Source organism: Flavobacterium sp. 90, assembly GCF_004339525.1.
In the GTDB taxonomy this organism is placed as follows: domain Bacteria; phylum Bacteroidota; class Bacteroidia; order Flavobacteriales; family Flavobacteriaceae; genus Flavobacterium.
Window position 1 is genome coordinate 1482342 of record NZ_SMGE01000001.1, and the last position, 20551, is coordinate 1502892.

The window sequence follows — 20551 nt, forward strand, 5'->3', positions numbered from 1 at the left end:
TTTTTAATTTTTAAAATTGAACGTTAGCTCCTAACAAAATAGATCTTGCTTGTGGATAAACTCCTTTATCTACACCATAAACCTGACCTCCAATTTCCGGATCATATCCTGTGTATTTTGTAAAAGTGATTAAATTCTCTCCTGTTAAGTAGAAACGAATTTTATCTGAACCAATTTTAGATGATAAGTTAGTTGGAAGTGTGTATCCAACCTGAACAATTTTTAAACGTAAGTAATTTCCATTTTCAAGATAAAAATCAGACATATTACTAAAGTTTTTGTTTGGATCGTTATTAGTCAATCTAGGATAATCATTTGATGTTCCTTCTCCAACCCAACGCTCTAAAGCTTTTGTTTGATAATTTGCATTCAGGATATCAAGTCTTCTAAGACCTTGGAAAATTTTACTTCCTGCAGATCCTTGAGTAAATGCCATGAAATCAAAGTTTTTGTAGTCTAAGTTAATAGTAAGACCAAAAGTATATTTAGGAATATTTGTTCCTAAGAATTGTTTATCATCATCTGTAATTTTACCATCACCATTTGAATCTGTCCAACGGAAATCTCCAGGTTTAGCATTTGGCTGAATTAAACCTCCTGCAGCATTTTTGTATGCAGCAACTTCAGCTTCATTTTGAAAAATACCAGCTGTTTTAAAACCATAGAATTCATTGAATGAGTGACCAACTTGTGTTCTTGTTACAGGTCCCATTGATTGGAAACTAGCATCTCCAACAATGTAGTTTGTGGATGAACCAACATAAGTAATCTCATTTTTCAAGTAAGCAACATTCGCATTAACACCTAAGTTAAAATCTCCAAGTCTTTTCTTGTATCCTAATTCAACCTCAAAACCACTGTTATCCATATCTGCGATATTTGCAGATGGTGCGTCAACAACTCCTACATATCCAGGAATTACAACGTTTCTTAAGATTCCCTTTGTTGTTTTTTTGTAGTAATCTAAAACAAGAGAGAAATCATTGAAAATTTTTGCATCAAGACCAATTGTAGTTTGTGAAGTTTCTTCCCATCCTAAATCTGGGTTAGGTAAAGTTGAGTTTCCGTAACCAGTTGTAATTGCTCCAGTATTTCCAACAGAATAGTTATATCCACCAACAACTAAAGCTCTGTATTTGAAATCATCGATGTTATCGTTACCAACAACTCCGTAACCTCCACGTAATTTTAATGTGTTAACTACATTATTTTCTTTCCAGAATCCTTCTTTTGAAATTACCCATCCTAAAGAGAATGAAGGGAAAACTCCGAATTTTTTATTTTCACCAAAACGAGTTGATCCATCACGACGAATAATTCCTGTGAAAAGATATTTCTCTAAATAATCATAATTTGCACGTAAGAATAATGAAGCCAATTTATGTTCTGTAAAATCACTTGCTCTGTTTACTCTGTCAGTTTGAGGAATATCAAAGTTGAAAGAAGCATCTTTGTAGCTTGTAATTGGCAAACCATACATAGTAACTCCAATAGAACCACCAATGTTTTCAACATAAGCACCTTGACCTGCTAAAACATTAATACTGTGATCTCCGAATTTATTAGAATAAGTCAAAATGTTTTCAAGAGTCCAGGCAAATGATTTATTATTGTTTTGGCTGTAGTTATTTCTATCTTCTTTCATGTTTGGATTTAAGAAGAAAACCGGAGTAAAGCCTTGGTCTCCCCAATAAGCTAATTTACCACCAAGTGTAGTTCTGAATTTTAAATGAGGAGTAATGTTAGCCTCTAAATAAGCGTTTCCAACAAAATCATCAGACCAGCTATATCCTCCTAATCTAGTTTGAGTATAAGCTAAAGGATTTGTCATCTCTTGTTGTACTAAAGATGAAATTCCGTAAGGATTTCCGTTTGGATCTCTTACAACATTTGGATTTGTATAGAAACCTGTACCAATAACTGCAGGATCTGTAACCACTAATGGAGTAATTGGATCTAAGTTAATTGCAGAACTTAAAGGTCCTCCAAATTCACTGTTTGTGTTTCCAATACCTTTAGTTTTTTGGTGCGTATATCCAAAAGTTTGTCCGAAAGTAAAATAATCAGAAATTTTGTGTGTTGAGTTTAAACGGAAATTTTTCTTTGTATAGTTCGAAATTTCTGTTGCAACAATACCTTCCTGATCTTGGATTCCGAAAGAAGCATAAAAAGTAGATTTCTCACCTCCACCACTAATACTTAATTCGTGAGTATATCTAAAAGCTGAATCATTAAAGATTGCATCTTGCCAATTTGTACCTTGTCCTAAAGCTGATGGATTAGCATATTTAACACCACCACCATCTGCAAAAGATTTCTCATTCATGATTGCTCCGTACTGTGTAGCATTAAGCAAGTCTAATTTTTTAGCCGGACCAGAAACACCCGCAAAACCGTTGTAGTTTACAGAGATTTTTCCTGATTTTCCTTTTTTAGTTGTAACCAAGATAACCCCAGTTGCAGCACGAGTACCATAGATTGCAGCAGAAGCAGCATCTTTAAGAACCTCGATAGATTCGATATCACTTTGATTGATGAAACCAATAGCATTTGCGTCTACAGCAATACCATCAACAACCCATAAAGGATCATTTCCACCTTCTCTAAAAGTAGTCACACCTCGAATACGTACCTTAGAAGCTGAACCTGGTTGTCCAGAAGTAGCAGCTACAGATACACCCGCAACTCTACCTTGTAATGATTGTTCAACTCTTCCGTTTGGTACTTTTTCAAGATCAGCAGCTTTTACACTAGAGATAGCTCCTGTAACAACTGATTTCTTTTGAGTACCGTATCCAACAACTACAACCTCATTTAATGATTGTGATTCTGGTTTTAATTGAATTGTAATTTTTGTTCTCCCATTTACAGCTTCACTAATTGGCGCATATCCAATAAAAGTAACTGTTAAAACACCATTAGAAGGTGACTGAATTTGGAATTTTCCATCAAAATCTGATGCCGTTGACTTAGTTGTTCCTTTTAATACAATAGTAGCACCAGGAACTGGCATTCCACTTTCATCAGTTATTACCCCGTTAACCGTGACATCCTGAGCCACAGCGATAACCGAGAATAACAAAGACGAAATACAAAAAATAAGTAATTTTGTTAATTTCATTTTTCTAAAAATTTTGGTTAATTAATTAGTAATTTGATGCAATAATAATCTTAATTTTTTACTATCAACAATTAAATTTCATTACAAAAACACATCAAACTAAATTTTTATACTTTACAAAAACACATCATTTTTTTTATAATTATCTAATTTACAATAATTTAAAAAATAAAAATTAAATGTTATCAAAATGTTAATTGCAAAAATAAACACTACACTAGTATAAGATTGCTTATTTTTATTAAAAAAACAGCTTCCTACAACGAAATAGTAGGGTAATAAAGAAGCTAATCAATTACAAAACAAATACTTACACGCAAAAATTATAAATAAATAAAAAAATTCATGAAATTGATAAAATCATATTTTTATATTACTTTATTTACATTATTCACAATTACCTTTTTTGGGCAAGTAAAAAACATTGGATTACCTGACGTAAGAAATTACAAACGAAACGAATATAAAGGCGGTACTCAAAACTGGAATATTGGTCAGGATAAAAACGGAAACTTATATTTTGCCAATAATAATGGTCTTTTACAATTTGATGGTTCGTCCTGGCGAAAATATCCATTGCCAAATCTAACTTCTGTGAGATGTTTAAAGATTGATGATTCAGGAAAAATCTTCGTAGGCGGATATAATGAATTTGGATATTTTCAACCTGATAATAAAGGCCGACTTAAGTACACATCATTAGCAAAGCATGTAGACAAGAGAAAAATCAAAATAATTGATTTTATCTGGAAAATACATTCTTTTAATAATCAGACTATCTTCCAGTCTTTTGCCCGAATTTATATCTTCAAAAATGGAAAACTTTCAATATTACAAGCTCCTAAACGTTTTCAGTTTTCATTTGTAGTAAATAACAAGCTTTATCTGCAAGATGTCGAAAAAGGAATTTTAGAATATAAAAACGGAAAACTATACACATTACCCAACACAACCACTCTAAACAACACAGAGATATGGGGAATGTATTCGATCGCAAAAAACAAAACCTTAATTATCACCTTAGAAAAAGGTTTGTTTATTTACGAAAACAACAAAGTAACACCTTGGAATACTGAAGCCAATAATTTTGTTAAGAGAAACAATTCCTTAGGAGGCGTAACCATAAATAACAGTTCTATTGTACTAAACTCGGTTTTAGATGGTATAATAATATGTGATTACAATGGAAAAATAATACAGCATATCAACAGAAAAAAAGGATTACAGAATAATACTGTTCTGACCTCTTTTATCGACAATAAAAACAATCTTTGGCTGGGTCTTGATAATGGTATCGCTTTTGTCAACGAGAGTTCACCGTTTACTTACTTTGGCTTTAGTTATGATATTAGTACCGTATATGCATCGGTAATTCATGACGGAAATTTGTATGTTGCCACAAACCAAGGTGTTTTTTATCATGCCTGGAATAATAGTTTTAAAGAAGATGTTTTTAAACTTGTCGAAGGAACTACTGCCCAGTCATGGAATGTTCAGGTTGTAGAAAATCAACTTATTTGTTCCAACAACAGAGGAGCTTTGGTAATAAAAGGCGGAAGAGTAACAAATATAATAGATTCGAAAGGTTATTTTGGATTCAAAAAAATACCAAATCATCCCGGTTATTTTATAGGATCAAATTATGACGGATTTGCCATTTTTCAACAAACACCAAACGGATTAGTTTACAAAAACCAAATTGCAGGATTCGACAAATCATCAAACAGTTTTGAACTTGATGAATCGTATTTATGGCTTAAAAAAGACGAATCTATATATAGAATGTCTCTTAGCAACGATCTGGCAAGATTTGCTACCATCAAAAAAATTGATCACCTAACGCCTCAATTTAAGAATATTGGAAGCCTTCAGAAAATAGACGATCGTATTTATTTTCAAACCAACAATCATTTTTATAAGTACTCAAAAGAACAGGATTTATTCTTTGAAGATAAAAACTTAACCAAATTATTCAAAAACATACCAATTATAAATGCTTTAAGCGAAGATTCACAATCAAATCTCTGGTATGCATTCAACGAATCTTTAGGTGTTTTAATGAAACAAAACAATAAGTACAAGAATATTGTAGCTCCGTTTTCAAACCTAACCGGAAACTTAGTAAGCAATTACTTGTCTGTAAATACAATTGATTCCAAAAATATATTTATTGGATTAACAGATGGTCTTGCTCATTATGATTCTCAATTCCTGAATAACTTCGTAACAAAACCAAAAGCTTTCATTCGTAGTTTTTCGTTTCCCGGAGACACTATTATTTTAGGAAACAATCAAAATAAGACCGAAAACATTCGCATTCCATATTCGTCAAATCACGTACGATTTACATTTTCGTCTCCTACCTATGAGAATCTTGAAAACGTGGAATTCTCGTATCAATTAGAGCCTTTTGATGACAAATGGAGCAATTGGTCTACCATTTCGCTTAAAGAATACACCAATCTTCGCGAAGGCGAGTACACAATGAACGTAAAAGTTCGAAATAGTTACGGTGTACAATCGTCGCCGGCAAAAATTTCTTTTACTATTTCTCCGCCTTGGTACAGACATTTCTTGGCTTTTATGCTTTATTTTATATTAATCGTTGTGGGAATCTATTTAATTTCTACACGAATAAAAATGAAGATCAGAAAGAATAAATACTATGAAACTATTGAGCAACGAAGGCTTTATCTGGAGAAAGAGTCAAAAATCAGACAAGAACAATATGATCTTGAGAAAGAAATTGAAAAACTGAAAAATGACAAGCTTCAAATAAAAATCTTAGCAAAGGATAAAGAACTCGTAAATAATTCTTTGCAGGTTGTAAAGAAAAATAAAATCTTAAACGGAATTATCCATAAACTAAAAGAAATTGATGTTGAAGCGCTTGATGATTCTACGAAGTTTCAAGTCAGTAAATTGAACAAAAGCATAGTCAAAGAGGTTAACACCGACAAAAGCTGGAAAGATTTGGAGAAACACATTAAAAACGTGCATTTCGAATTCTTAAAACGATTAAAAGAAAAATATCCGACGATTTCGCCTCGAGAACTCGATTTATCAACCTATTTACTAATGAATATGTCGACGAAAGAAATAGCCGAAATTATGAATATTTCGACCGGAGGAGTTGAATTAGCCAGATACAGATTAAGAAAAAAACTGGGCTTAAATAAAAAAGAAAATCTGATAGGATTTTTAATGAGTATCTAATAAATAAAAAATCCATCAGCCGCGGCTGATGGATTTTTTATTTAAATATATTCTAATGTTCGTTCGAGTGCCATACCACGCGAACCTTTTATCAAAATTGTATGTTCATCAAAATGAATCGTTTTTAGATATTCGGCGAAAGCATCAAAAGTTTCGAAGAAATGAATATTATCATTAGAAATTTTATTCTCATAAAAGTATTTTCCAATCAAATAACAAACAGAGTTATTTTGATTTGCCAACGAATCAACAATGATTTTATGTTCTTCGTGGCTTTCATCACCAAGTTCAAACATATCTCCCAAAATCATTACTTTATTCTGATTTTCTAATTGCAGGAAATTTGTAATTGCAACAGCCATACTACTTGGATTAGCATTATAAGCATCCAATATAATTTGATTTGATCCTTTTTTCAGCAATTGAGATCTGTTATTCTCCGGAATATAGTTTTCTATAGCTTGTTTTACATCACTTTCATCAACTTTAAAATACTTTCCTATCGCAACTGCAGCATTGATATTATTTGCATTATAAAGCCCAATTAAATGAGATTGTACATCAAAGTTCTCATAATTAATAATAACGAAAGGGTTTGCTTCAACACTTTTGATATTAAGGTTTGATTCTTCTTTATTTAAACCAAAAGTAAATGTCTCGATTCCTCTAGATTTTTCAATTTGAATTGGATCTTCCAGATTAACAAAAGCAAGTTTATTGTTTTTTAGAAGATATTGATACATTTCGCTTTTACCTTGTATTACACCTTCAACTCCGCCAAAACCTTCTAAATGTGCTTTTCCAAAATTGGTAATATAACCATAATCAGGTTGAGCAAGTTCGCACAAAAACTCAATCTCTTTTTTATGATTGGCGCCCATTTCAACAATTCCAATTTCTGTTTCTTTCGAAAAAGATAATAATGTCAACGGAACGCCAATATGGTTGTTTAAATTTCCAACAGTAGCTTTTGTTTTAAACTTTTTCGAAAGAACTACATTAATAAGTTCTTTGGTTGTGGTTTTACCATTACTTCCTGTAAGTGCAACAATTGGTAATTTTAGATAAGAACGATGAAATTTTGCCAATTCCTGCAATGTTTCTAAACTGTTCTCAACCAGAATAGTTCTTTCATCTATAGCATAAGCTGCATTGTCAATAATAACAAACAATGCTCCCAATTCAAGTGCTTTTGATGCAAAGGTATTAGCATCAAAATTCTCTCCTTTTATAGCAAAAAACATAGAATCTTTTTCAATTTTTCTAGTATCAATTGAAACCGATTTACATTGTAAAAACAAGTTATGAATGTCCTGAATATTCATTTATATTTTATTTTATTGATCGTAAAAGTAGAAAAAAAACAATAAAAAAATTCCAAATTCCATACTGAAATAATCAGCTTTTGGAATTTGGAATTTTTTATTGAAATTTCTAAAACCTAGTTTCTAGGTGATTTTCTTTTTTCAGATTTTGCACCTACTCTTGACATTGCACATCTAAATCCGATGTAATCAGTTGCCATATCCTGAGGGAAATATCTTCTTTGAGCCGGATCTAACCAATAAGCTCTATCTCTCCAAGAACCACCTTTGTAAACTCTTACATTATCATCGATTAATGTAGTACGTTTACTTGAGTTGTCATATTTTCTAACCATTTGACCTAAACTATCAGTAGTGATATTATGTTTAGGAGAGTTGTACATTGTCTGATCAGCTTTTGGTCCTGACTCAGAATCTCCAAAGTCAAAATATCTTGAAGATTGTTTGTCACCATCTCTGTAATTGATGTTGTCACTTGTACTGAAGTTTGTTCTTAAGTAAGTTTCATTTTCATCAACTGGAACCTGAGCAATTTCTCCTGGTAAATTAGTAGCAACTTTTTTACCGTTACTTAATGTTTTGTATTGAATATTATCTTTAGTGATAATTTCAATTTTACCATCTTTACCAATTTTGTTTTTAGCGTATTGATTTCCTCTAAAGTAGTTAAAATCATTTGCTTCATTATCGATAATAGGTCTGTAAACATCGGCAACCCATTCGGCTACGTTTCCAGCCATATCGTATAAACCAAAATCATTGGCAGCATAGCTTTTTACAGCGTTTGTAATATCTGCTCCATCATCTGACCAACCAGCAATTCCACCGTAATCACCATTTCCTTGTTTAAAGTTAGCCAATTGATCTCCTTTATTTTTACGTTTAGATGAACGTGTATAATCTCCAGACCAAGGATATTTCTTTTGTCCTTTATATATATTGTATTCTCTTTGTCCAACATCTGCTGCAGCTGCATACTCCCATTCTGCTTCAGTAGGAAGTCTGTACTCTGGCAAAATAACTCCGGAAGAACGTTGTGCATATACATTTTTAGCTTCAGGAACTACACCATCTTTTCCAGCTTTTGGTTTTCTACCACCTGGATTTTTCTTTAATACAATTTCTTCACTACCACCACGTGCAGTACTAGGAGACATTAAATAAGCCTCAGTATTAAATGCATTATCTCCGGTAACATCATTTGTTTTAGCACCTTTTTGAAGATATCCGTTTTTCTCAAGAACAGCCTCATTAACACGGTCAGTTCTCCATTTAGCAAATTCAACAGCTTGAATCCAGTTCACACCAACTACAGGATAGTTAGCATAAGAAGGATGTCTTAAGTAGTTGTTAGTCATCGTTTCGTTATACCCTAAACGATTTCTCCACACCAATGTATCTGGCGATGCTCCTTCGTAAATGTTTTTGTAATTTTCTTCTGTTGGAGGGAAAACTTTCTTTAACCACTCCAGGTATTCTAAGTACATACCATTCGTAACTTCAGTTTCATCCATATAGAATGACTGAACGTGTTGTTGAGTAGGTGTGTTATTCCAATCGTGCATAACATCATCCTGTACTTTACCCATTGTAAACGTACCTCCTTCAACAAAAACTAAACCAGGACCAGCCTGTTGTTTTTTTCCTGCATTTCTAGCAGCCGTTCCATTCTGACTATCTACATCCCAACCTGTTGCTCTGGAAGCGTGACTGGAACTCGATTTTTTGCTACAACTAGCCGTGCCTAACATCAATACCATTGACATCATTAATTGCAGGGCTACAATTTTGTTTACTTTCATACTCATTCTTAGGTGATAAATTTAGGTGCTGCAATATAATAATTAACATTTAATTAGCAACATCTGTTCTAATAATTTTATTTAGCTGTTTTTTACCAGAAAATAACCTATAGTTACGAACGCAAAAATATACTTTTTATTATTTACTATAACATGAAATACTATATTTTTACTTACTAAAATAATTTTAAATTAATCCCGTTTTTTCAGCTTATGAAACAAGCCTTAATCTTATACTTCTTTTTGATTCCATTTATCTCATTTTCCCAGATAAATGGCAGCTTCACACTAGATTGGCAAAATAAAAAAGAGATGAGTTTTGGAGATTCAAAAGTAATTATCCCTTTCTTTTCGGGAAGCGGTTTTCGCTACGACACTACAAAAAAAAGCATAACACTTCTACTAAACCTGAATGAAACGGGAACTTCAAGCGCTAATTCTATACAAATAACGAATGTAATTTACGAATCAATGTCTATTACTGACTTAGGAGATCTGGCAAAAGAAAACATTCCCGTAAAACCAAATGAAACCTTAAAAACAACAACTTCAAGAGACCGTAAGCAAACTTTTCTTTTCCTTTTTCCTATTATAAAGGAAGGAAACAGCTATAAACGAATAAAATCATTCTCTTATTCTTCGAGCAATTCAACATCAAAAAGAAGCAATACAACTTCTTTTCAAAAAACTGCCGCAATCTATAATTCGGTTTTAGCCAGTGGAGACTGGTATCGTTTTTACATTGAAAAATCGGGCGTTTACAGAATCTCAAAGTCCTTTTTGCAAAGTTTAGGATTTGACGCAAGCAAAGTAGATCCAAGAAGGATCAAAATTTATGGAAACGGCGGAAGAATGCTTCCACTTGCCAATAATATTTATTATCCGGAAGATTTGATCGAAAACGCTATTCAGATTAACGGAGAAAGTGACGGCGTTTTCAATAATGAAGATTATATTCTTTTTTATGCAGAAGGAGTTAATAACTGGAACTCTGAAAGCCGAACCAATCTTAATCTATACGACTCAAAATCCTATTATTATATCACAACTACCGGAGGTGACGGAAAGAGAATTCCAACCATAAATCAGCCAACAGCAGGCACTACACTTGAACTAAACACGTTTGATGACTATCAATACCATGAAATCGACCAAATAAACATTGTACATCTAGGAAGACAATGGCTTGGAGAATCATTCGATATCAATCAAGAGCAAGAGTTTGAGTTTAATTTTTCAAATATTGAAACTTCCGTTCCTGTAAAAATACAACTTAATGCAGTTTCGGCTGCCTACACTCCTACTTCATTTGCTGTTTCTGCAAACGGACAAAATATTGGCACACTTAATTTCAAAGCATTATCAGCAAGCTCTGAAACAAAATACGATACTTTATCCTCCCCTTTTAAAAACACATTTACAGGAACTGATAATATAAAAATTAAACTTAGCTACAATAATAATGGTGTTCCGGGATCTAAAGGATATCTTGATTACATTAATTTAATTGCCAAAAGAAAACTAACAGGAATTGGAAAACAATTCAAATTTCAATATGATTTAGCGGGTTCAGTTCCCGGAGTTGCAAATTATACGATTACAAATGCTCAGGGTATTTCTCAAATTTGGGATATTACAGACCTATATAATGTATCGAAAATCGAAAACCCAAATCAAACTACTTTTAGCTTTAAAGCAAATTTGGGAGAGATTAGAAATTATATTGCAGTCGATGCTGCAGATTATTTTTCTCCTTTAAAGGAAAGTCAGTCAAAAATTGCCAATCAAAACCTAAAAGGAACAATACTCAGAAATACACAGAATAGTTTTCAGGATATCGATTATGTAATTGTTACTCCAAAATCTCTGACTTCTCAAGCTGAAAAACTAGCTAGTTTCCATCGAACATATTCTAATTTAAATGTAAAAGTAATTGCATTAGAAAACATCTATCAGGAATTTTCTTCGGGCAAACAAGATATTTCAGCGATTAGAAATTGTATTAGATATATTTATGACAACGCTTCTTCTCCAGACAAAAAAATAAAATATTTAAATCTATTTGGAGACGCTTCTTTTGATTATAAAAACAGAATACCCAACAATAATAATATTGTACCTATATACCAATCGCCGGTGAGCAACACTACCGGAGAAGCTTCTTTTGCTTCAGATGATTTTTTTGGTCTCATGGATTCTGATGAAGGAATTGTTCAGGAACCTTTTGGCGGAATTGATATTGCCGTTGGCCGAATGTTAGTTTCAGACAATGCTCAGGCGCAGGAAATGGTCAATAAAGTTCTGGAATATCATGATACTAAATCATACGGAAACTGGAGAAATAACTTTGTTTTAATCGCCGACGATTCTGATCAAAGCTCAGACGCTACAATACAATCTCATCAAAATAATCTTGCCGATCTTATTGCTGTCGAAAAACCATTCTTTAATATTGAAAAAATACTTCTTGATTCTTATACACAAGAAGCTTCTGCCGGAGGTTCGAGATATCCAAAAGCGAGAACTGATTTCTTTAATGCTTTCGAAAAAGGCGCTTTAGTTTTTAATTATTTAGGACATGGTGGAGAAGACGGCTTGGCAAGCGAACGAATCTGGGAAAAAACAGATGGTCAAAACTTAAACAATCAATACAAATATCCATTATTCATAACTATTACCTGTGAGTTTTCACGATTTGACGATCCAACAAGACCAACAGCAGGTGAATATACTTTCTGGAATCCAAAAGGAGGCGCAATCTCAATGTTAACAACTATTCGCGCTATCGGACAATTTAACGGAGAAATATTCAATGACAGATTAAGCAAAAACCTGCTTTCTTACGGATCAAATCAATACACAACAATCTCCGAAGCATTAAGAATTTCGAAAAATGAAAATCCAAGTTCTTCCAGTAATGTGGTTTTTTATATTGGAGATCCGGCTTTAATGTTGGCAATTGCAAAACCAAAAATAAATTTAACAAAAGTAAATGATGTTGTGATTTCTCAAGCCATTCCAGACTTTAAATCTTTGGCAAAAATTAAAATTACAGGAGAAGTTACAGATGAAAATAATGCTATTTTAAGCAATTATAATGGCGAATTATCGACAGCAATTTTCGACAAATTAATCACAACTTCCACCTTAAACAATGATGGATATAGCCCTGCAATGTCATTCAAAACCCTAGGAGAAACTATCTTTAGAGGAAATGCTTCTGTAACCAATGGTCAGTTCGAATTTAGCTTTGTTGTACCAAGAGATATTCGAATTCCGGTTGACAATGGAAGAATTAGTTTTTATTCGAAGAAAACCGGAGCATTAGAAAATCAATCCGGCTACAATAATATCATTAAAATAGGGGGAATAAATGAAAATGCACCTCAGGACAATATAAGTCCAAAAGTTAAGTTATATATGAACGATGAAACTTTTGTATCGGGTGGAATAACGAACGAATCGCCTTTTTTACTGGCTTTTCTTGAGGATGAAAACGGAATAAATACAGCAAGCGGAATCGGGCATGATATAGTAGCAATTCTAGATGGCGACGTAAGTAATCCTTATATTTTGAACGATTATTATCAGACAAAATTAGACGATTACACCAATGGAAATTTACGTTTTCCACTAAGAAATTTAACTCCAGGATTACACACTATAAGCTTTACCGCATGGGATGTTTATAATAATCCGGTAACAAGTGAAATACAATTTACAGTAGTTGGTGATGATTCATTAACCCTGACACACGTTCTTAATTATCCAAATCCTTTTTCGACTTACACTCAATTTTGGTTCTCTCACAACAGACCTTACGAACCGCTGGAAGTACAGGTTCAGGTGATGACTATTACCGGAAAAGTAGTGTGGACAAAAAACCAAATCGTTACAACAGAAGGCTTCTTATCAAGAGAAATAACATGGGATGGAAAAGATGATTTTGGCGACCGAATAGGAAAAGGGGTTTATATTTATAAACTTACAGTTAAATCCAATTTAACAAATAAAAAAGCAGAAAAATACGAAAAGCTTGTCATTCTATAATAATATATATATTTGCAATAAAACTACATTTAGTCCCCAATGAAAAAAATATCACTTTTATTAATTTGTTTTTTAGTTATTACATACGCAAAAGCACAGGAACTTGTTCGACCAATTACAACAGGAGTCCCATTTTTATTAGTAGCAGCAGATGCCAGAGCGGCGGGTTTAGCAGATCAGGGAGTAGCAACTTCGTCTGACGTTTTCTCACAACAATGGAATCCTGCAAAATATGCTTTTGCAGTAGACAAACAAGGATTCTCTATTAGTTACACTCCTTATTTAACAGATCTTGCCAATGATATCTCTCTTGGTCAGGTAACTTATTACAATAAAATCAATGAGCGAAGTGCCTTTGCAGGAAGTTTTCGTTATTTTGGTTTTGGAGACATTGAACTAAGAACAACCGGAGATCCAAGTGAACCAACAAGAACTGTATCACCAAATGAATTTGCTTTGGACGGATCGTACTCCCTAAAATTGAGCGAAACATTCTCGATGGCGATTGGAGCACGCTTTATCAATTCAAATCTAAAGATTGCATCTGAAGAAGTTGACGCATCATCTGCCAGCACTTTTGCTGTAGATGTTGCCGGATTCTATCAATCTGAAGAAATTGCTTATTCTGACTTTAACGGAAGATGGAGAGCTGGTTTTAACATGCAAAATTTAGGTCCAAAAATAAGTTATGATCACGATAATATAAGCACAAACTTTATACCGGCTAACTTAAGAGTTGGTGGTGGATTTGATTTTATCTTTGATGATTATAATAAATTTGCCCTTAGCGTAGAATTTACTAAACTTCTTGTTCCAACTCCTCCGGGACCAGGAACTCCTGTAGACGCAAACGGAGATGGAGATTTTACAGATCCGGGAGATATTTCTCAGGAACAAGCAAATGCAACAAACTACAAAAACTACAACAATATTGGTTGGGTTTCCGGAATATTTAAATCATTTGGAGATGCTCCGGGAGGTTTTAGCGAAGAATTAAAAGAAATCACTTATAGTGTTGCCGGAGAATACATGTATCAGGATGCATTTGCAATGCGTTTAGGATATTACCATGAAAGCCCTGAAAAAGGAGCAAAAAGATTCTTTTCTCTAGGAGCAGGTTTCAAATATAATGTCGTAAAAGTTGACGTTTCTTACCTATTCTCAGCATCAAAAGTTAAAAATCCGTTAGAAAACACACTTCGTTTTTCTTTAACGTTTAACTTTGGCGACAAATATGAAGTTTACTAAACCCAAAAAATAAAAAAAATAATAACAATCCAAATTTCTATTTATTTAGAAGTTTGGATTTTTTTTCCCATAAAAAGAAATGAAAGAAATAAGCATTACATCATCATTCCTAGTTTTTGACAGCTTAAACGATTTATCACAAGACATTCAGGATTTAATGAATCAAGCCGTTGAAATCCGCAAAAAAGCATATGCGCCCTATTCTCAATTTAGAGTTGGAGCAGCTTTATTACTCGATAACGGAAAAATAGTACTGGGTTCGAATCAGGAAAATGCAGCTTATCCATCAGGATTATGTGCAGAACGTGTGGCAATTTTTCACGCAGGAAGTATTTATCCTGAAGCTAAAATTTTAAAACTGGCAATTACAGCAGCATCGGATACAAACCAAACCAAGGCGCCAATTCCTCCTTGTGGCTCTTGTCGTCAATCAATTGCAGAATATGAAATCAAACAAGAAACCCCTATAGAAATTTATTTTATGGGCGAAATTGGTGAAGTTTATAAATCAGCATCCCTGAAAAATTTGCTTCCATTTATGTTTGATAAAAAGTTCTTGTAAAAAAAAGCCAAAAAGTGCCGTTTAAATTTTACTTCTTAATAGGAATGTCTTATTTTTGCATCCCGACCTTTCGGGCGCAAATTTGTGGGAGGAAACTATTTTGCGTTATAGGCAACAATTGATAACACAAACAAACTTTAGCAAAAGAAAGAATTCAGATGAAAGAAGTTACAAAAGAAGTATATTTAAAGTGGTACGAAGACATGCTACTTTGGAGAAAGTTTGAAGACAAACTTGCAGCATTATACATTCAACAAAAAGTTAGAGGTTTTTTACACCTATATAATGGTCAGGAAGCTGTATTAGCGGGTGCTTTGCACGCTATGGACCTGACTAAAGACAAAATGATTACTGCTTACAGAAACCACGTACAGCCAATTGGTATGGGAGTTGATCCTAGACGTGTAATGGCTGAACTTTTAGGAAAAGCAACAGGAACTTCTAAAGGTATGGGAGGTTCTATGCACATTTTCTCTAAAGAACACCGTTTTTACGGAGGTCACGGAATCGTTGGTGGACAAATTCCGGTAGGAGCTGGTTTAGCTTTTGCTGACAAATATTTCAACACTGGCGGAGTTACTATGACTTACTTTGGTGATGGAGCTGCAAGACAAGGTTCATTACACGAAGCTTTCAACATGGCAATGTTATGGAAATTACCAGTTGTATTTATCGTTGAAAACAACGGTTATGCAATGGGAACTTCTGTAGAAAGAACTGCAAACCACACTGATATCTGGAAACTTGGTTTAGGATACGAAATGCCTTGCGGACCAGTTGACGGAATGAATCCTGTAAAAGTTGCCGAAGCAATGACAGAAGCTATCGAAAGAGCTCGTCGTGGTGATGGTCCAACTTTCCTTGAAATGAAAACTTACCGTTACAGAGGACACTCAATGTCTGATGCACAATTATACCGTTCTAAAGAAGAGGTTGAAGAGTACAAAAAAATTGACCCTATTACTCAGGTTTTAGATGTAATTATGGATCAAAAGTATGCTACAGAAGAAGAAATTGAAGCAATTGACCAAAGAGTTAAAGACTTGGTTGAAGAATGTGTGAAATTCGCTGAAGAATCTCCATATCCTGAATTACAACAATTATACGATGTAGTATACGCACAAGAAGACTATCCATTTACACCTCATAAACTATAACATCATGGCGATTAAAGTAACAATGCCTCGTTTGAGCGATACTATGACGGAAGGAACGGTAGCGACTTGGTTAAAAAAAGTAGGCGACAAAATTAGCGAAGGAGATATCTTAGCTGAAATTGAAACAGATAAAGCAACAATGGAATTCGAGTCTTTCAACGAAGGAACTCTTTTACATATCGGAATACAAGCTGGAGAAACTGCTCCGGTTGATTCATTATTAGCAATCATTGGTAACGAAGGAGAAGATATTTCTGCTCTTTTAGCTGGTGGTGCTGCCCCTGCTGCTGAAGCTCCAAAAGCTGAAGCTGCTCCTGCTGCTGCAGAAACAAAAACAGAAACTGCTGCTCCTGCAAAAGCTGCAACTGAATTACCAAAAGGTGTTATAGTTGTAACTATGCCTCGTTTGAGTGATACAATGACTGAAGGAACTGTAGCAAGCTGGTTGAAAAAAGTTGGTGACGCTGTTGCTGAAGGTGACATCTTAGCCGAAATTGAAACAGACAAAGCTACTATGGAATTTGAGTCTTTCAATGCTGGAACGTTGTTATACATTGGAATTCAAGAAGGAAATACTGCTCCTGTTGATAGCTTATTAGCAATCATTGGACCTGCAGGAACTGACATTTCTGGAATTGCTGACAATTATACTGCCGGAGGAACTGCAACTGCAAGCGCTCCTGCAACTGAAGAAAAAGCTGCTCCTGCTGCTGAAAAAGCAACTGAGACGGTAAACAATACATCAGACGGAAGAATTTTAGCTTCACCATTAGCTAAGAAAATTGCTTCTGACAAAGGAATCCAATTAACTCAGGTTAAAGGATCTGGAGAAAACGGACGTATCGTAAAAAGCGATATCGAAAACTTTACTCCTTCTGCGCAAGCACAACCAGCTGCAACAGCAACTGCTGCTGCGCCAAAAGCTGAAACCGCTGCTCCTGCTGCACCAAAAGTATTTGTTCCTGCCGGAGAAGTTTTCACCGAAGAGATCAAAAACTCTCAAATGCGTAAAATTATCGCTAAACGTTTAGCAGAATCTTTATTTACTGCACCTCACTACAACTTAGTGATCGAAGTAAGCATGGACGAAGCAATGGGCGCAAGAGCGACAATCAATACCGTTCCGGATACAAAAGTATCTTTCAACGATATGGTAATTAAAGCTTGTGCTTTGGCCTTGAAAAAACATCCAAAAATTAATTCTCAGTGGAAAGAAGATGCAATTATCATCAACCACCACGTGAATATTGGTGTTGCTGTAGCTGTTGAAGACGGATTAGTAGTTCCTGTATTGAAATTTACAGACGCTATGAGTCTATCTCAAATTGGTGCTTCTGTAAGAGATCTTGCAGGAAGAGCTAAAAACAAAAAACTTGGACCACAAGAAATGGAAGGAAGTACTTTTACAGTATCTAACCTTGGAATGTTTGGTATCACTGAATTTAATTCAATTATCAACCAACCAAACTCTGCTATCCTTTCTGTTGGTGCAATTGTTGAGAAACCAGTAGTTAAAAACGGTCAGATTGTAGTTGGAAACACAATGATGTTATCATTAGCGTGCGACCACAGAACAATTGACGGTGCAACTGGCGCTCAATTTTTACAAACATTAAAACAATACATCGAAAGCCCGGTTACAATGTTGGCATAATTTGTCATCCTGAGTAAAACCGAGTGTCAGCCTGAGCGAAGTCGAAGGCAACTCAAGGAATTCGAAGGTAATTCATAATAAAATCCCGTTTTGTTTATTCAAAACGGGATTTTTTGTTTAATTTTCATCCTTAAATTCAACATCTCTTAAAATGAAAAAAATAATCCTTGTAACTTTATTCTTGACAGCGCTAGCGTGTCAGAAAAAAGAACAGACAGAAAAAGCCACAACTGTCAAAGACGAGCACTCTTATTCTAAACCGGAATTAGCCGTTGTTAAACATTTAGATCTTGACATTAAAGTTGATTTTGACACACAAACCATTTCAGGAAAAGCGTCTTGGTTAATTGACAACATCAGCAAAGGAAACGAAATTATCTTCGACGAAAACACGTTAACCATTACAAAAGTAACTCTAGGCGATGAAGAAAAAGAAACTAAGTTTGAACTTGGAAAAGACACTGAATTTCACGGAAAACCGCTTCACATTACTATTGAACCAAATACTACAAAAGTCAACATCTATTACAGCACAACTAAGGATGCCGTTGCTTTACAATGGTTAACACCTGCACAAACTGCTGACAAAAAGAAACCTTTTGTTTTTTCTCAAGGCGAAAGTATTTGGTCACGTACCTGGATTCCATGTCAGGATTCACCGGGAATTCGTTTTACTTATAATGCAAAAGTTACAGTTCCTAAAGATTTATTAGCCGTAATGAGTGCTGTAAATCCGCAGAAAAAGAATGACACAGGAGTTTATACTTTCAAACAAGACAAAGCGATTCCATCTTATTTAATGGCGATTGCGGTTGGAGATCTTGAATTTCAATCTATCGACAACAGAACCGGAGTTTATGCAGAACCATCAATGCTAAAAAAATCGGCTTGGGAATTTGCTGAACTTGGAAAAATGGTTGTTGCTGCCGAAAAACTTTACGGGCCTTACCGTTGGGGACGTTATGATGTATTGGTACTTCCTCCAAGTTTCCCTTATGGCGGAATGGAAAATCCAAATTTAACTTTCTTAACTCCTGGCGTAATTGCAGGCGATCGTTCTTTAACAAGTTTATTGGCGCACGAATTGGGTCATAGCTGGAGCGGAAACTTAGTAACCAACGCAACTTGGGATGATATTTGGTTAAATGAAGGCTTCACCACATATGTAGAACACAGAATTGGTGAAGAAATTTTTGGTAAAGAAGAAGCTGAAATGCAAGATGTGCTAACTCGTAAAGATTTAGACGATAATATTGCCGAATATGGCGCAACAAATCCGGACACAAGATTAAAAGTTAGCCTTACGGGAAGAAATCCTGATGATGGAATAAGCCAAATTCCGTATGTAAAAGGATATAACTTCTTGAAAGTAATCGAACAAGCAGTTGGACGTGAAAAATTTGATCCGTTTATTAAAAATTATTTTGATGCACACGCTTTTCAATCTATCACAACAGAAGATTTCGTAAAATACATCAACGACAACTTAATCAAAGGAGACAAAGCTCTTGCTGATAAAATCAAATTGGACGATTGGATTTACAAACCGGGAATTCCATCTAATACAACTTCTGTTCATTCTGATGATTTTACTGCGATTGACAGCATTCAAAAAAACTGGAGAAAAACAGGCGTTAAAGGATTAAGTCAAAAAATAAAATCGACTACAGAAAAACAGCATTTTATAGATTATTTACCTGCTGATATCACTGTTGAAGAAATGACTGCAATTGATAATGAATTTAGTTTTACCAAAAACGGAAACTTCGTAATCAAACGCCAATGGTTTGTTCAAGCGATACGTCACCAATACAAAACTGCTTATCCTGCAATCGAACAATTTATGATTGCAACCAGCAGAACCGGATCATTAATGACACTTTATAAAGAACTTGTTAAAACTCCTGAAGGAAAAGTTTGGGCAAAACAAATTTTTGATAAAGCAAAATCTGGTTATCACGCAACAACTGTTCAGGCCGTTGGAGATTTATTGAATTAGTTTTCAGTCTAAGTTTTCAGTCTCAGTAAACAATTTGAATCCCCGATTATTAAGAGAATCGGGGATTTTTTTTATCCCGTAGGGATTATATGTTGGTAGAAAAAAAGAATACCCGCTTCAATTGTCCCATTAGGGACTACATAAATTTGTGATAACATGTAGTCCCTAACGGGACAATTGACCATAATACATATATTATTACCAACATATAATCCCTACGGGATAAATCAGCATTGAATTTAGTTATTCTATCCCATAGGGATTACATATTGGTAGAAAAAAAACACCCAGTAAATATTGTCCCGTCAGGGACTACATAAATTTGCGATAACATGTAGTCCCTAACGGGACAATTGACCATAATACATATATTATTACCATCGTATAATCCCTACGGGATAAATCAGCATTGAACTT

The 20551-nt window shown here is 34.3% G+C and carries 10 protein-coding genes; 7 read left to right on the forward strand and 3 right to left on the reverse strand.

Translation table 11 applies throughout. The features are described 5' to 3' along the window. Positions 1–10 precede the first annotated feature (10 nt). Complete coding sequence (locus tag C8C83_RS05950) at positions 11–3121, reverse strand: TonB-dependent receptor (protein WP_121326995.1); 3111 nt, start codon at positions 3119–3121, stop codon at positions 11–13. Positions 3122–3466: 345 nt separating this feature from the next. Between C8C83_RS05950 and C8C83_RS05955 the strand changes: the two genes are divergently transcribed. Next, positions 3467–6337: a triple tyrosine motif-containing protein gene (locus C8C83_RS05955; RefSeq protein ID WP_121326998.1), complete on the forward strand. Its 2871-nt coding sequence runs from the start codon at positions 3467–3469 to the stop codon at positions 6335–6337. A 41-nt stretch (positions 6338–6378) separates the two neighbouring features. Here the strand turns inward: C8C83_RS05955 and murF are convergent, their stop codons facing one another. Beyond that, positions 6379–7662, reverse strand: a complete 1284-nt coding sequence (gene murF, locus C8C83_RS05960) for a UDP-N-acetylmuramoyl-tripeptide--D-alanyl-D-alanine ligase (RefSeq protein ID WP_121327001.1) — start codon at positions 7660–7662, stop codon at positions 6379–6381. Between the two features lie 116 nt (positions 7663–7778). Further along, a complete protein-coding gene (gene gldJ, locus C8C83_RS05965; RefSeq protein ID WP_121327004.1) occupies positions 7779–9464 on the reverse strand; it encodes a gliding motility lipoprotein GldJ in 1686 nt (561 codons plus the stop codon). Positions 9465–9776: 312 nt separating this feature from the next. Between gldJ and porU the strand changes: the two genes are divergently transcribed. The 6 genes from porU to C8C83_RS05995 all read left to right on the forward strand — a co-directional run bounded on the left by porU (position 9777) and on the right by C8C83_RS05995 (position 20134). Continuing rightward, positions 9777–13514 (forward strand): type IX secretion system sortase PorU, encoded by a 3738-nt coding sequence (gene porU / locus C8C83_RS05970; protein WP_347812779.1) that lies wholly within the window; start codon positions 9777–9779, stop codon positions 13512–13514. A 39-nt stretch (positions 13515–13553) separates the two neighbouring features. Beyond that, positions 13554–14762: a type IX secretion system outer membrane channel protein PorV gene (gene porV, locus C8C83_RS05975; RefSeq protein ID WP_121327007.1), complete on the forward strand. Its 1209-nt coding sequence runs from the start codon at positions 13554–13556 to the stop codon at positions 14760–14762. Between the two features lie 79 nt (positions 14763–14841). Continuing rightward, positions 14842–15324: a cytidine deaminase gene (gene cdd / locus C8C83_RS05980; RefSeq protein ID WP_121327010.1), complete on the forward strand. Its 483-nt coding sequence runs from the start codon at positions 14842–14844 to the stop codon at positions 15322–15324. A 158-nt stretch (positions 15325–15482) separates the two neighbouring features. Further along, entirely contained in the window at positions 15483–16481 is a 999-nt protein-coding gene (pdhA, locus tag C8C83_RS05985; RefSeq protein ID WP_099710657.1) for a pyruvate dehydrogenase (acetyl-transferring) E1 component subunit alpha, read from the forward strand. A 4-nt stretch (positions 16482–16485) separates the two neighbouring features. Continuing rightward, a complete protein-coding gene (locus C8C83_RS05990; RefSeq protein ID WP_121327013.1) occupies positions 16486–18135 on the forward strand; it encodes a pyruvate dehydrogenase complex dihydrolipoamide acetyltransferase in 1650 nt (549 codons plus the stop codon). A 151-nt stretch (positions 18136–18286) separates the two neighbouring features. Continuing rightward, positions 18287–20134 (forward strand): hydrolase/aminopeptidase, encoded by a 1848-nt coding sequence (locus C8C83_RS05995; RefSeq protein ID WP_121327015.1) that lies wholly within the window; start codon positions 18287–18289, stop codon positions 20132–20134. Positions 20135–20551: the final 417 nt, after the last annotated feature.